This window comes from Enterobacter cloacae complex sp. IR5384, assembly GCF_049237265.1.
Classification (GTDB): Bacteria; Pseudomonadota; Gammaproteobacteria; order Enterobacterales; family Enterobacteriaceae; genus Enterobacter; species Enterobacter cloacae.
The window spans coordinates 105695-118855 of sequence record NZ_JBMKHJ010000011.1 but is presented as its reverse complement, the minus strand read 5'-3'; the positions used below and the strand labels follow the sequence as shown (position 1 = coordinate 118855).

Below are 13161 nucleotides of genomic sequence, written 5' to 3'. Positions count from 1 at the left end.
TCCCCCCTTGATGGATGACGTTGCGACCCCATCTTGTAAGCAACCGCAGTGTGTGGACCTGAAAAAAATCAAATCTGGGCAGTTGAAAAAGCACGTTCTGCCCTTATTACAGGTACACAACCACATGTTGACTGAATTTTTAGTGGAGACGTTTAGATGGGTAAAATTATTGGTATCGACCTGGGTACTACCAACTCTTGTGTAGCGATTATGGATGGCACTACTGCACGTGTGCTGGAGAACGCCGAGGGCGATCGCACCACGCCTTCTATCATTGCCTATACCCAGGATGGTGAAACTCTGGTTGGTCAGCCGGCTAAACGTCAGGCAGTGACGAACCCGCAAAACACCCTGTTTGCGATTAAACGCCTGATCGGCCGCCGCTTCCAGGACGAAGAAGTTCAGCGTGACGTTTCTATCATGCCTTACAAAATCATCGCAGCAGATAACGGCGATGCATGGCTTGATGTGAAAGGCACCAAAACAGCACCACCTCAGATCTCTGCTGAAGTGCTGAAAAAAATGAAGAAAACCGCAGAAGATTACCTGGGTGAGCCGGTAACTGAAGCAGTTATCACCGTTCCTGCGTACTTCAACGATGCTCAGCGTCAGGCAACCAAAGATGCTGGCCGTATCGCAGGTCTGGAAGTAAAACGTATCATCAACGAACCAACCGCTGCTGCTCTGGCTTACGGTCTGGATAAAGAAGTTGGCAACCGTACTATCGCGGTTTACGACCTGGGTGGTGGTACCTTCGATATCTCTATTATCGAAATTGACGAAGTAGACGGCGAAAAAACCTTCGAAGTTCTGGCAACCAACGGTGATACGCACCTGGGTGGTGAAGACTTCGATACCCGTCTGATCAACTATCTCGTTGACGAATTTAAGAAAGATCAGGGTATTGACCTGCGTAACGACCCGCTGGCTATGCAGCGCCTGAAAGAAGCCGCTGAGAAAGCGAAGATCGAACTCTCTTCCGCTCAGCAGACCGACGTGAACCTGCCGTACATTACTGCAGACGCGACTGGTCCTAAGCACATGAACATCAAAGTGACCCGTGCGAAACTGGAAAGCCTGGTAGAAGACCTGGTGAACCGTTCTATCGAGCCACTGAAAGTTGCACTGCAGGATGCTGGCCTGTCCGTGTCTGATATCAACGACGTTATCCTCGTTGGTGGCCAGACCCGTATGCCAATGGTTCAGAAGAAAGTGGCTGAATTCTTTGGTAAAGAACCACGTAAAGACGTTAACCCGGATGAAGCAGTGGCAATTGGTGCTGCGGTTCAGGGCGGCGTGTTGACCGGTGATGTTAAAGACGTTCTGCTGCTGGACGTTACCCCACTGTCTCTGGGTATCGAGACCATGGGTGGCGTAATGACGGCGCTGATCAGCAAAAACACCACCATCCCAACCAAGCACAGCCAGGTGTTCTCTACCGCTGAAGATAACCAGTCTGCGGTAACCATCCATGTGCTGCAGGGTGAGCGTAAGCGTGCGTCTGATAACAAATCTCTGGGTCAGTTCAACCTGGATGGTATTAACCCGGCACCACGCGGCATGCCGCAGATCGAAGTGACTTTCGATATCGATGCTGACGGTATTCTGCACGTTTCCGCGAAAGACAAAAACAGCGGTAAAGAGCAGAAGATCACCATTAAGGCCTCTTCCGGTCTGAACGAGGAAGAGATCCAGAAAATGGTTCGTGAAGCGGAAGCCAACGCGGAATCTGACCGTAAGTTCGAAGAACTGGTTCAGACCCGTAACCAGGGTGACCATCTGCTGCACAGCACCCGTAAGCAGGTTGAAGAAGCAGGCGATAAACTGCCAGCGGAAGACAAAACTGCTATCGAAGCTGCACTGAGCGCGCTGGAAACGTCTCTGAAAGGCGAAGACAAAGCGGATATCGAAGCGAAGATGCAGGAGCTGGCACAGGCTTCTCAGAAGCTGATGGAAATCGCTCAGCAGCAGCATGCCCAGCAGCAGGCAGGCGCTGACGCTTCAGCGAACAACGCGAAAGACGACGACGTTGTCGACGCTGAGTTCGAAGAAGTTAAAGACAAAAAATAATCGCCCTGATGCAGGGTAATTAATCGGCACGGGCGTAGGAGAACTCTCCACGCCCGTGCTCGCATGTTAAGGGGCTTAAAAAAACCAATGGCAAAGCAAGACTATTACGAGATTTTAGGCGTTCCGAAAACTGCGGAAGAGCGTGAAATCAAAAAGGCGTATAAGCGCCTGGCCATGAAATTCCACCCGGATCGCAACCAGGGTGACAAAGAGGCTGAAGCTAAATTTAAAGAGATCAAAGAAGCCTACGAAGTCCTGACCGATGCACAAAAACGTGCGGCCTATGACCAGTACGGTCACGCAGCCTTTGAACAGGGCGGCATGGGTGGCGGTGGATTCGGTGGCGGCGGCTTTGGCGGCGGCGCTGATTTCAGCGATATCTTTGGCGACGTTTTCGGCGATATCTTCGGTGGTGGCCGCGGTCGTCAACGCGCAGCGCGTGGTGCGGATCTGCGCTACAACATGGAGCTGACGCTGGAAGAGGTCGTTCGCGGTGTCACCAAAGAGATCCGTATCCCGACGCTGGAAGAGTGTGACGTTTGCCATGGCAGCGGTGCGAAAGCGGGTACGCAGCCACAAACCTGTCCAACCTGTCACGGTTCCGGTCAGGTGCAGATGCGTCAGGGCTTCTTCGCCGTCCAGCAGGCGTGTCCGCACTGTCATGGTCGTGGGACGCTGATTAAAGATCCATGCACCAAATGCCACGGCCACGGTCGCGTTGAGAAAACCAAAACCCTGTCCGTTAAAATCCCGGCTGGCGTAGATACGGGTGACCGCATCCGTCTGGCAGGTGAAGGCGAAGCAGGTGAGCACGGCGCACCAGCAGGCGATCTGTACGTTCAGGTGCAGGTGAAACAGCACGCTATCTTTGAGCGTGAAGGCAACAACCTCTACTGTGAAGTCCCGATCAACTTTGCTATGGCAGCGCTCGGTGGCGAAATTGAAGTGCCTACACTGGATGGGCGCGTGAACCTGAAAATCCCAGGCGAAACGCAGACCGGTAAGCTGTTCCGCATGCGCGGTAAAGGCGTGAAATCCGTTCGCGGTGGTGCGCAGGGCGACCTGCTGTGCCGCGTGGTGGTTGAAACCCCGGTTGGCCTGAACGACAAGCAGAAACAGCTGTTAAAAGAGCTGCAGGAAAGCTTTGGCGGCCCGACGGGTGAGAAAAACAGCCCACGCTCCAAAAGCTTCTTCGATGGCGTCAAAAAATTCTTCGATGATTTGACCCGCTAAATCGTTAGCTGGTAACTATCCTTTAAAAACCCGGAAGCGATTCCGGGTTTTTTATTTCTTGTTCGAAAGCTCGGTTAAACTGAGTATATATTCAATATTAATCTGTTTTTACCGATTTGTTTGCGCTGATATTATGGTTTTATCGAGGTATTGTTGTAAAAGAGAGAATTAACGTGAAATTACTACACCGTTTTTTTAGCAGTGAAGCATCCGGCGGCGTGATCCTGATTATTGCTGCTGCGGCCGCGATGCTGCTCGCCAACATGGGCATGACGCGCGATCTCTATCATGCATTTCTGGAAACGCCCGTCGAGCTTAAGGTCGGCGCGCTGGAAATTAACAAGAACATGCTGCTGTGGATCAACGATGCGCTGATGGCGGTGTTCTTCCTGCTGGTGGGGCTTGAGGTGAAACGTGAACTGGTGATGGGCTCGTTGGCCAGCCGCCAGCGCGCAGCGTTTCCGGTGATCGCCGCCATTGGCGGGATGGTTGTTCCGGCGCTGCTCTTCCTCGCGTTTGCCTGGCAGGATCCTGTCGCGCGTGACGGGTGGGCGATCCCGGCGGCAACGGATATCGCGTTTGCGCTTGGCGTTTTAGCGTTGCTCGGGAGCCGGGTTCCGGTTGCACTGAAAATCTTCCTGATGGCGCTGGCGATCATTGATGACCTGGGGGCTATCGTCATTATCGCGCTGTTCTACACCAGCGATCTGTCGATTCTGTCGCTGAGCGTGGCAGCAGGGGCGATTGCAGTCCTGGCGCTGTTGAACATTTTCAATGTCCGTCGCATTGGAATTTACATCCTTGTGGGGATGGTGTTGTGGACGGCGGTGCTGAAATCGGGTGTCCATGCCACGCTGGCCGGGGTGATCGTCGGCTTCTTTGTACCGCTTAAGCCGCAGGAGGGTAAATCACCGGCCAAACAACTGGAGCATGTGCTGCACCCGTGGGTCGCCTTTATGATCCTGCCACTGTTTGCGTTTGCCAACGCGGGCGTTTCTCTGGGAGGGGTTACGCTGGAGGGGCTCACTTCCGTGCTGCCGCTGGGTATTATTACCGGGCTGTTTATTGGTAAACCGCTGGGGATCAGCCTGTTCTGCTGGCTGGCGCTGAAGCTTAAGCTGGCATCGTTGCCGAACGGCACAACATTTGGTCAGATTATGGCGGTCGGCGTGCTGTGCGGTATCGGATTTACCATGTCGATCTTTATCTCGACGCTGGCGTTTGGTGCAAACGCGCCTGAGCTGATTATCTGGGCAAAACTCGCCATTCTAATCGGTTCATTACTGGCCGCAGTTATTGGTTATACCTTATTGAAGGTGAAGTTGTCCGGGCAGGTCGTCCAGGCATAACGGAAAACCGGGAGGAGGTCATTCTTCTCCCGATACACTCAGGGAGAGAAGACGCGATGTCTCATTTGAATTACAACCATCTTTATTATTTCTGGCATGTTTACAAACAAGGCTCGGTGGTAGGGGCGGCAGAAGCTCTTTTTCTGACGCCACAAACTATCACCGGGCAAATCAAGGCGCTGGAAGAACGCCTGCAAGGCAAGCTGTTCAAGCGTAAAGGACGTGGCATAGAGCCAAGCGAGTTGGGTGAACTGGTTTTTCGCTATGCGGACAAGATGTTTACCCTGAGCCAGGAGATGCTGGATATCGTCAACTACCGCAAAGAGTCTAATTTGCTGTTTGACGTGGGCGTGGCGGATGCCCTCTCGAAACGGCTGGTGAGCGGCGTGCTGGATGCGGCGGTGGTTGAAGACGAGCAGATCCATTTGCGCTGTTTTGAATCCACACACGAAATGCTGCTGGAGCAGTTGAGCCAGCATAAGCTGGATATGATTATCTCGGATTGCCCCATCGACTCCACGCAGCAGGAGGGGCTGTTCTCGGTCAAGATTGGTGAATGCGGGGTAAGCTTCTGGTGCATCAACCCGCCTCCGGAAAAACCGTTCCCTGCCTGTCTGGAAGAACGCCGCTTACTGGTGCCGGGAAGGCGCTCCATGCTGGGGCGTAAACTGCAGAACTGGTTTAACTCTCAGGGGCTGAACGTGGAGATCCTGGGTGAGTTCGATGATGCAGCACTGATGAAAGCGTTTGGTGAGACGCACAACGCAATCTTTGTTGCGCCGACGCTGTACATGCACGATCTCTATTCAGATAACAAGATTACCGAGATTGGCAGAGTCGATAACGTCATGGAGGAGTACCACGCCATCTTCGCCGAAAGGATGATTCAACACCCGGCGGTGCAGCGTATCTGTAACCGCGACTACTCGGCGCTGTTTACCCCGCCAGCAAACTGAAGGTATAAAAAAACCCGCGTTAAGCGGGTTCTTTAAACAAGCAACAACAAGCGGCGATTAAGCCAGTTTGTTGATCTGCGCGGTCAGGTTTGCTTTATGACGCGCTGCTTTGTTTTTGTGGATCAGACCTTTAGCAGCCTGACGATCCACGATTGGTTGCATTTCGTTAAATGCGTTCTGCGCTGCAGCTTTGTCGCCAGCTTCGATTGCTGCGTATACTTTCTTGATGAAAGTACGCATCATAGAGCGACGGCTTGCGTTGTGCTTACGAGCCTTTTCAGACTGAACGGCACGTTTCTTAGCTGATTTGATATTAGCCAAGTCCAACTCCCAAATATGATCTATGTGGACAATTCAAAGGCCGAGGAATATGCCCTCTTTGCCTTCTTTTGTCAATGGATTTGTGCAAATAAGCGCCGTTAATTAGCGACGCTACGTTACGTAGTGATGGCGCAGGATTCTACCAGCTTGTCTTTCGTGAATACAGCTTTTCGGCATAAAAATCGCAGTTCCGGGACAGATTTTTTTGCTGTGAAAGGTCAGCATGATGAAATCATTACGGCTTTCTGTTTTGTGCAGACAATCGTCGGTTAACCTTAATCGCTGTACAAGGTATACTTTGGCGATTTTCACTGTTTTGAGCCAGACATGAAGCTGATACGCGGCATACATAATCTCAGCAAAGCCCCCCACGGGTGCGTGCTGACCATTGGTAATTTCGACGGCGTGCATCGTGGGCATCAGGCGCTGTTGCAGGGATTGCGTAAAGAAGGGGAGGCACGTGGCCTGCCCGTGGTAGTGATGATTTTCGAGCCGCAGCCGCTGGAACTGTTCGCGGGCGATAAATCGCCTGCCCGACTTACTCGCCTGCGCGAGAAGTTGCGCTATCTGGCACAGTCCGGTGTGGACTACGTATTGTGTGTCCGTTTTGATCGTCGTTTTGCCGCGCTGACAGCACAAAATTTCGTCAGCGACCTGTTGGTCAAGCGCCTTGGCGTGCAGTTTCTCGCCGTGGGTGATGATTTCCGCTTTGGCGCTGGTCGTCAGGGCGATTTCTTGCTATTACAGAAGGCTGGCCTGGAATATGGTTTTGACGTCACCAGCGCGATGACCTTTTGCGAAGGTGGCGTGCGCGTCAGCAGTACGGCGGTTCGTCAGGCGCTGGCCAATGATGAACTGGAGACCGCAGAGAATTTGCTGGGGCATCCGTTTACCATTTCTGGTCGTGTGGTTCATGGCGATGCGCTGGGCCGTACGATAGGTTTCCCGACGGCGAATATACCGCTGCGTCGTCAGGTCTCCCCGGTTAAAGGGGTATATGCGGTGGAAGTGGCTGGACTGGGCGAGAAACCTTTTTACGGTGTCGCCAATATTGGCACACGTCCTACGGTCGCCGGTGTGCGACAGCAGCTGGAAGTGCATCTGCTGGACGTTGTAATGGACCTCTACGGTCGCCATATAGATGTCATACTGCGTAAAAAAATACGCAATGAGCAGCGATTTGCCTCGCTGGATGAACTAAAAGCGCAAATCGCGCGAGATGAATTAACGGCCCGCGAGTTTTTTGGGCTTTGAACCCGGCTTAAATGCCTACGTGATAAATACGGAACCGAGAATCTGATGAGTGACTATAAATCAACCCTGAATTTGCCGGAAACAGGGTTCCCGATGCGCGGCGATCTCGCCAAGCGCGAACCGGGAATGCTGGCGCGTTGGACCGATGATGACCTGTACGGCATCATCCGTGCAGCCAAGAAAGGCAAAAAAACCTTCATTCTGCATGATGGCCCTCCATATGCGAATGGCAGCATTCATATTGGTCACTCTGTAAACAAGATTCTGAAAGACATTATCGTGAAGTCCAAAGGACTCGCGGGATATGACTCGCCTTACGTTCCGGGTTGGGACTGCCACGGTCTGCCGATTGAACTGAAAGTTGAGCAGGAGTTTGGTAAGCCGGGTGAGAAATTCACCGCGGCGGAATTCCGTGCGAAATGCCGTGAATACGCGGCCACTCAGGTTGACGGCCAGCGTGCAGACTTTATTCGTCTGGGCGTGCTGGGCGACTGGTCGCATCCGTACCTGACCATGGACTTCAAAACCGAAGCCAACATCATCCGTGCGCTGGGTAAAATCATCGGCAATGGCCACCTGCACAAAGGCGCGAAGCCGGTGCACTGGTGCGTGGACTGCCGTTCTGCGCTGGCAGAAGCAGAAGTTGAGTATTACGACAAAACCTCGCCTTCAATCGACGTGGCCTTCGAAGCGGTCGATCAGGATGCGATCAAAGGTAAATTCGGCCTGCCGGGCGTAAGCGGCCCGATCTCGCTGGTTATCTGGACCACCACCCCATGGACGCTGCCAGCTAACCGTGCGATCTCCCTCTCCGGTGAGTTCGAATATGCACTGGTTCAGATTGACGGTCAGGCGCTGATCCTAGCGAAAGATCTGGTGGAAAGCGTGCTGAAACGCGCGAACATCACCGACTACACCGTGCTGGGCACCGTGAAGGGCGACGCGCTGGAACTGATGCGCTTCAAACACCCGTTCCTGGACTTCGACGTTCCGGCGATCCTGGGCGACCACGTGACGCTGGAAGCCGGTACCGGTGCAGTACATACCGCCGGTGGTCACGGTCCTGACGACTACAACATCAGCCTGAAATATGGTCTGGAAATCGCGAACCCGGTTGGTCCGGACGGATCATACCTGCCTGGTACGTATCCATCGCTGGACGGTATCAACGTCTTCAAAGCGAACGACATCATTGTGGAGATGCTGCGTGAGCGCGGCGCGCTGTTGCACGTTGAGAAAATGCAGCACAGCTACCCGTGCTGCTGGCGTCACAAGACGCCGATCATCTTCCGTGCGACCCCACAGTGGTTCGTCAGCATGGATCAGAAAGGCCTGCGCGAGCAGTCTCTGAAAGAGATCAAAGGCGTGCAGTGGATCCCGGACTGGGGCCAGGCGCGTATTGAATCCATGGTTGCTAACCGTCCTGACTGGTGTATCTCCCGTCAGCGCACCTGGGGCGTGCCGATGTCGCTGTTCGTGCATAAAGAGACGCACGAACTGCACCCGAACACGCTGGAACTGATGGAAGAAGTGGCGAAGCGTGTTGAAGTTGATGGCATTCAGGCGTGGTGGGATCTCGATGCCCGCGATATCCTGGGCGCTGACGCGGACAACTACGAAAAAGTGCCAGATACCCTGGACGTGTGGTTCGACTCCGGGTCTACTCACGCCTCCGTGGTTGACGTGCGTCCTGAGTTTGCCGGTCATGCGGCTGATATGTATCTGGAAGGTTCTGACCAACACCGTGGCTGGTTCATGTCATCTCTGATGATCTCCACCGCCATGAAAGGTAAAGCACCTTACCGTCAGGTACTGACCCACGGTTTCACCGTCGATGGTCAGGGCCGCAAGATGTCCAAATCTATCGGTAATACCGTTTCTCCGCAGGACGTGATGAACAAACTGGGCGCAGACATTCTGCGTCTGTGGGTGGCATCTACTGACTATACCGGCGAAATGGCGGTATCAGATGAGATCCTGAAACGTGCTGCCGACAGCTATCGTCGTATCCGTAACACCGCGCGCTTCCTGCTGGCGAACCTGAATGGTTTCGATCCGGCAAAAGACATGGTGAAACCGGAAGAGATGGTGGTGCTGGATCGCTGGGCGGTAGGCTGTGCGAAAGCGGCGCAGGAAGATATCGTTAAGGCATACGAGTCTTACGATTTCCATGAAGTGGTGCAGCGCCTGATGCGCTTCTGCTCCATCGAGATGGGCTCGTTCTATCTCGACATCATTAAAGACCGCCAGTACACCGCGAAAGCGGACAGCGTGGCGCGTCGTAGCTGCCAGACTGCGCTGTATCACATCGCAGAAGCACTGGTGCGCTGGATGGCGCCAATTATGTCCTTCACCGCGGATGAAATCTGGGGCTACCTGCCAGGTGAGCGTGAGAAGTATGTCTTCACCGGCGAGTGGTATGAAGGTCTGTTCGATCTCTCCAGTACCGAAGCGATGAACGATGCCTTCTGGGACGAGCTGCTGAAAGTGCGTGGCGAAGTGAACAAGGTCATCGAACAGGCGCGTGCTGACAAGAAAGTCGGTGGTTCTCTGGAAGCGGCAGTGACCCTGTACGCAGAACCTGAGCTGGCGGCCAAACTGACGGCGCTGGGCGATGAATTACGATTTGTCCTGTTGACCTCCGGTGCGAAAGTTGCGGATTATGCCGACGCTTCTGCTGATGCTCAGCAGAGCGAACTGCTTAAAGGACTGAAAGTCGCACTGAGCAAAGCCGAAGGTGAGAAGTGCCCGCGCTGCTGGCACTACACCACCGATGTCGGCCAGGTGGCGGAACACGCAGACATCTGCGGACGCTGTGTAAGCAACGTCGCCGGTGACGGCGAAAAACGTAAGTTTGCCTGATGAGTAAAACTCTCTGTTCAACAGGACTGCGCTGGCTGTGGCTGGTTGTGGTGGTGCTGATTATTGATCTGGGCAGCAAGTTCCTGATCCTCCAGAACTTTGCTCTGGGGGATACGGTTCCGCTGTTCCCGTCGCTTAACCTGCACTATGCGCGTAACTATGGCGCAGCGTTTAGCTTCCTTGCTGACAGCGGTGGCTGGCAGCGCTGGTTCTTTGCGGGTATTGCTATCGGTATCTGTGTGGTGCTGGCGGTGCTGATGTACCGTTCGAAAGCGACGCAAAAGCTGAATAACATCGCCTATGCGCTGATCATTGGCGGCGCGTTAGGTAACCTGTTTGATCGTCTGTGGCATGGCTTTGTGGTCGATATGATCGACTTCTACGTCGGCGACTGGCACTTTGCGACCTTTAACCTCGCCGATAGCGCAATTTGTATCGGTGCGGCGTTAATCGTGCTGGAAGGTTTCTTGCCGAAACCCGCCGCGAAAGAGCAGGCTTAATTGTAAATGCCGGGTGGCGCTGCGCTTACCCGGCCTACAGAATTTGTGGCCTCCCGTAGGCCCGGTAAGCGCAGCGCCACCGGGCAACAGGTGACCCAAAACAAGCGAGCAATTTGCATGTCTAAATCCGTACAAAGCAATAGCGCGGTTCTCGTTCACTTCACGCTGAAACTGGATGACGGCTCAACGGCCGAATCCACCCGCAATAACGGCAAACCAGCCCTGTTTCGTCTTGGCGATACGTCGTTATCTGAAGGTCTGGAGCAGCAGCTTCTGGGTCTGAAAGAGGGGGAGAAGAAGGCGTTTTCGCTGGAGCCGGATGCGGCGTTTGGCGTGCCAAGCCCGGATCTTATCCAGTACTTCTCTCGTCGTGAGTTTATGGATGCGGGCGAACCGGAAATCGGGGCGATTATGCTCTTTACCGCTATGGATGGCAGCGAAATGCCTGGCGTGATCCGCGAAATCAACGGCGACTCCATCACCGTAGATTTCAACCATCCGCTTGCCGGGCGCACCGTCCATTTTGATATTGAAGTGCTGGAGATCGATCCGGTACTGGAGGCCTGAAATGCAGATCCTGTTGGCTAACCCGCGCGGCTTCTGCGCCGGTGTAGACCGCGCTATCAGCATTGTTGAAAACGCGCTGGAGATTTACGGCGCGCCGATTTACGTGCGTCACGAAGTTGTACATAACCGTTACGTGGTCGACAGCCTGCGTGAACGCGGTGCAATCTTCATTGAGCAGATCAGCGAAGTGCCGGACGGCGCGATCCTGATTTTCTCCGCACACGGTGTCTCCCAGGCGGTACGTAACGAAGCGAAAAGCCGTGATTTGACGGTGTTCGACGCCACCTGTCCGTTGGTAACCAAAGTGCATATGGAAGTGGCGCGCGCCAGCCGTCGCGGTGAAGAGTCGATCCTGATTGGTCATGCGGGTCATCCGGAAGTCGAAGGCACTATGGGCCAGTACAGCAACCCGGAAGGGGGGATGTATCTGGTGGAGTCGCCGGAAGATGTTCTGACGCTGAACGTGAAAAACGAAGCCCGTCTGTCGTTCATGACGCAGACCACGCTTTCAGTTGATGATACGTCGGATGTGATTGACGCATTGCGCCAGCGTTTCCCGAAAATCGTCGGGCCGCGTAAAGATGATATCTGCTACGCAACCACTAACCGCCAGGAAGCGGTGCGAGCGCTGGCTGAACAGGCGGACGTGGTGCTGGTGGTCGGCTCGAAAAACTCCTCTAACTCCAACCGTCTGGCCGAACTGGCGCAGCGCATGGGCAAGGCGGCGTTTCTGATTGACGACGCGACGGACATTCAGGAAGCGTGGGTGAAAAACGCGGCCTGTGTCGGTGTCACCGCAGGGGCTTCCGCGCCGGATATCCTGGTGCAGAACGTGATCGCCCGTCTGCAGGAGCTGGGTGGTGGTGAAGCCGTTCCGCTGGAAGGCCGCGAAGAAAACATCGTCTTTGAAGTCCCGAAAGAGCTGCGTATTGATGCACGCGAAGTGGAATAATCCTTCTTCTGATGAAAGGCCAGCACCTCCTGTGCTGGCCTTTTTTTTATCTGCTACTTTATCGTGACGACAAAATCATGTCTTTTACTGATATTTGAGTCCGTTTCACGTTAAATTCTAATTATCGGTGTTTTCAGTTGGCAGGCCTGACAAAGGCTGGTTAATCTGAAAACGGTTTACATCATTTTAACGTAAGAGAATAACTATGCATGATGCACAGATCCGTGTCGCCATTGCGGGCGCGGGTGGACGTATGGGTCGCCAGCTCATTCAGGCGGCACTTCAGATGGATGGCGTAGCGCTGGGCGCAGCACTGGAGCGTGAAGGTTCATCGCTTGTTGGGGCCGATGCCGGTGAACTGGCAGGCGCGGGCAAGACGGGCGTTACCGTTCAGAGTAGCCTTGATGCGGTGAAAGATGATTTTGATGTGTTTATCGATTTTACCCGGCCAGAAGGCACGCTGACCCATCTGGCATTTTGCCGTCAGCACGGCAAAGGCATGGTGATTGGTACCACCGGGTTTGATGAAGCCGGTAAACAAGCCATTCAGGATGCGTCACATGAGATTGCTATTGTCTTCGCTGCTAACTTTAGCGTGGGCGTCAACGTTATGCTTAAGCTGCTGGAGAAGGCCGCAAAAGTGATGGGCGATTATACCGACATTGAGATTGTCGAAGCTCACCACCGTTACAAAGTCGATGCTCCCTCCGGCACGGCGCTGGCAATGGGCGAAGCGATTGCTCATGCACTGGATAAAGATTTAAAAGACTGCGCGGTATATAGCCGCGAAGGCCATACGGGCGAACGCGTCCCGGGAACGATTGGTTTCGCAACCGTGCGTGCGGGTGACATCGTTGGGGAACATACTGCGATGTTCGCCGATATTGGAGAACGTGTAGAGATCACGCATAAAGCATCCAGCCGCATGACATTTGCGAATGGTGCCGTTCGCTCCGCTTTGTGGCTGAAAGACAAAGAAAATGGTCTTTTTGATATGCGTGATGTGCTCGATCTCAACAATTTGTAAGAGATATTACCCATCGTGATGTGGTTATTGCAGTCGTAACTTTTTGATTGCATAGGGCAATAATTTATTG

11 protein-coding genes and 1 pseudogene are annotated in these 13161 nt (G+C 53.8%); 11 read left to right on the top strand and 1 reads right to left on the bottom strand.

From position 1 onward, the window contains the following. Positions 1-156 precede the first annotated feature (156 nt). From dnaK to nhaR, 4 genes are all read left to right on the top strand, one after another. Positions 157-2070, top strand: a complete 1914-nt coding sequence (gene dnaK / locus ACOTX3_RS11740; protein ID WP_013095521.1) for a molecular chaperone DnaK — start codon at positions 157-159, stop codon at positions 2068-2070. An 87-nt stretch (positions 2071-2157) separates the two neighbouring features. Next, a complete protein-coding gene (gene dnaJ / locus ACOTX3_RS11735; protein ID WP_058678748.1) occupies positions 2158-3303 on the top strand; it encodes a molecular chaperone DnaJ in 1146 nt (381 codons plus the stop codon). A gap of 173 nt (positions 3304-3476) precedes the next feature. After that, positions 3477-4652 carry a Na+/H+ antiporter NhaA gene (nhaA, locus tag ACOTX3_RS11730; RefSeq protein WP_058678749.1) on the top strand — a complete coding sequence of 392 codons (1176 nt, stop codon included), beginning with the start codon at positions 3477-3479 and terminating at the stop codon, positions 4650-4652. Between the two features lie 56 nt (positions 4653-4708). Next, positions 4709-5608, top strand: a complete 900-nt coding sequence (nhaR, locus tag ACOTX3_RS11725; protein WP_058678750.1) for a transcriptional activator NhaR — start codon at positions 4709-4711, stop codon at positions 5606-5608. A gap of 57 nt (positions 5609-5665) precedes the next feature. Here nhaR and rpsT read toward each other — a convergent pair whose 3' ends face one another. After that, on the bottom strand, positions 5666-5929 hold the full coding sequence (rpsT, locus tag ACOTX3_RS11720; protein ID WP_003856458.1) for a 30S ribosomal protein S20: 264 nt from the start codon (positions 5927-5929) through the stop codon (positions 5666-5668). Positions 5930-6030: 101 nt separating this feature from the next. Between rpsT and ACOTX3_RS11715 the strand changes: the two are divergent. From ACOTX3_RS11715 to dapB, 7 genes and pseudogenes are all read left to right on the top strand, one after another. Then, a pseudogene (locus ACOTX3_RS11715) lies at positions 6031-6249 on the top strand (DUF2575 domain-containing protein). A gap of 7 nt (positions 6250-6256) precedes the next feature. After that, on the top strand, positions 6257-7183 hold the full coding sequence (gene ribF / locus ACOTX3_RS11710; protein ID WP_020688470.1) for a bifunctional riboflavin kinase/FAD synthetase: 927 nt from the start codon (positions 6257-6259) through the stop codon (positions 7181-7183). Between the two features lie 45 nt (positions 7184-7228). Next, positions 7229-10045 (top strand): isoleucine--tRNA ligase, encoded by a 2817-nt coding sequence (gene ileS / locus ACOTX3_RS11705; protein ID WP_029882680.1) that lies wholly within the window; start codon positions 7229-7231, stop codon positions 10043-10045. Next, positions 10045-10545 carry a signal peptidase II gene (lspA, locus tag ACOTX3_RS11700; protein ID WP_013095527.1) on the top strand — a complete coding sequence of 167 codons (501 nt, stop codon included), beginning with the start codon at positions 10045-10047 and terminating at the stop codon, positions 10543-10545. The genes ileS and lspA overlap by 1 nt, the downstream gene beginning before the upstream one ends. A 117-nt stretch (positions 10546-10662) precedes the next feature. Beyond that, positions 10663-11112 carry an FKBP-type peptidyl-prolyl cis-trans isomerase gene (gene fkpB / locus ACOTX3_RS11695; RefSeq protein ID WP_013095528.1) on the top strand — a complete coding sequence of 150 codons (450 nt, stop codon included), beginning with the start codon at positions 10663-10665 and terminating at the stop codon, positions 11110-11112. 1 nt (position 11113) lies between these two features. Then, positions 11114-12064, top strand: coding sequence for a 4-hydroxy-3-methylbut-2-enyl diphosphate reductase (gene ispH, locus ACOTX3_RS11690; protein ID WP_028015471.1), 951 nt, complete (start codon positions 11114-11116; stop codon positions 12062-12064). A gap of 205 nt (positions 12065-12269) precedes the next feature. Beyond that, positions 12270-13091 carry a 4-hydroxy-tetrahydrodipicolinate reductase gene (gene dapB, locus ACOTX3_RS11685; RefSeq protein WP_058678751.1) on the top strand — a complete coding sequence of 274 codons (822 nt, stop codon included), beginning with the start codon at positions 12270-12272 and terminating at the stop codon, positions 13089-13091. The last annotated feature ends 70 nt before the right edge of the window (positions 13092-13161 follow it).

Coding starts and splice junctions, on each gene's coding strand:
- dnaK (WP_013095521.1), top strand. CDS start 157: ATGGGTAAAATTATTGGTATCGACCTGGGTACTACCAACTCTTGTGTA.
- dnaJ (WP_058678748.1), top strand. CDS start 2,158: ATGGCAAAGCAAGACTATTACGAGATTTTAGGCGTTCCGAAAACTGCG.
- nhaR (WP_058678750.1), top strand. CDS start 4,709: ATGTCTCATTTGAATTACAACCATCTTTATTATTTCTGGCATGTTTAC.
- ribF (WP_020688470.1), top strand. CDS start 6,257: ATGAAGCTGATACGCGGCATACATAATCTCAGCAAAGCCCCCCACGGG.
- ileS (WP_029882680.1), top strand. CDS start 7,229: ATGAGTGACTATAAATCAACCCTGAATTTGCCGGAAACAGGGTTCCCG.
- lspA (WP_013095527.1), top strand. CDS start 10,045: ATGAGTAAAACTCTCTGTTCAACAGGACTGCGCTGGCTGTGGCTGGTT.
- fkpB (WP_013095528.1), top strand. CDS start 10,663: ATGTCTAAATCCGTACAAAGCAATAGCGCGGTTCTCGTTCACTTCACG.
- ispH (WP_028015471.1), top strand. CDS start 11,114: ATGCAGATCCTGTTGGCTAACCCGCGCGGCTTCTGCGCCGGTGTAGAC.
- dapB (WP_058678751.1), top strand. CDS start 12,270: ATGCATGATGCACAGATCCGTGTCGCCATTGCGGGCGCGGGTGGACGT.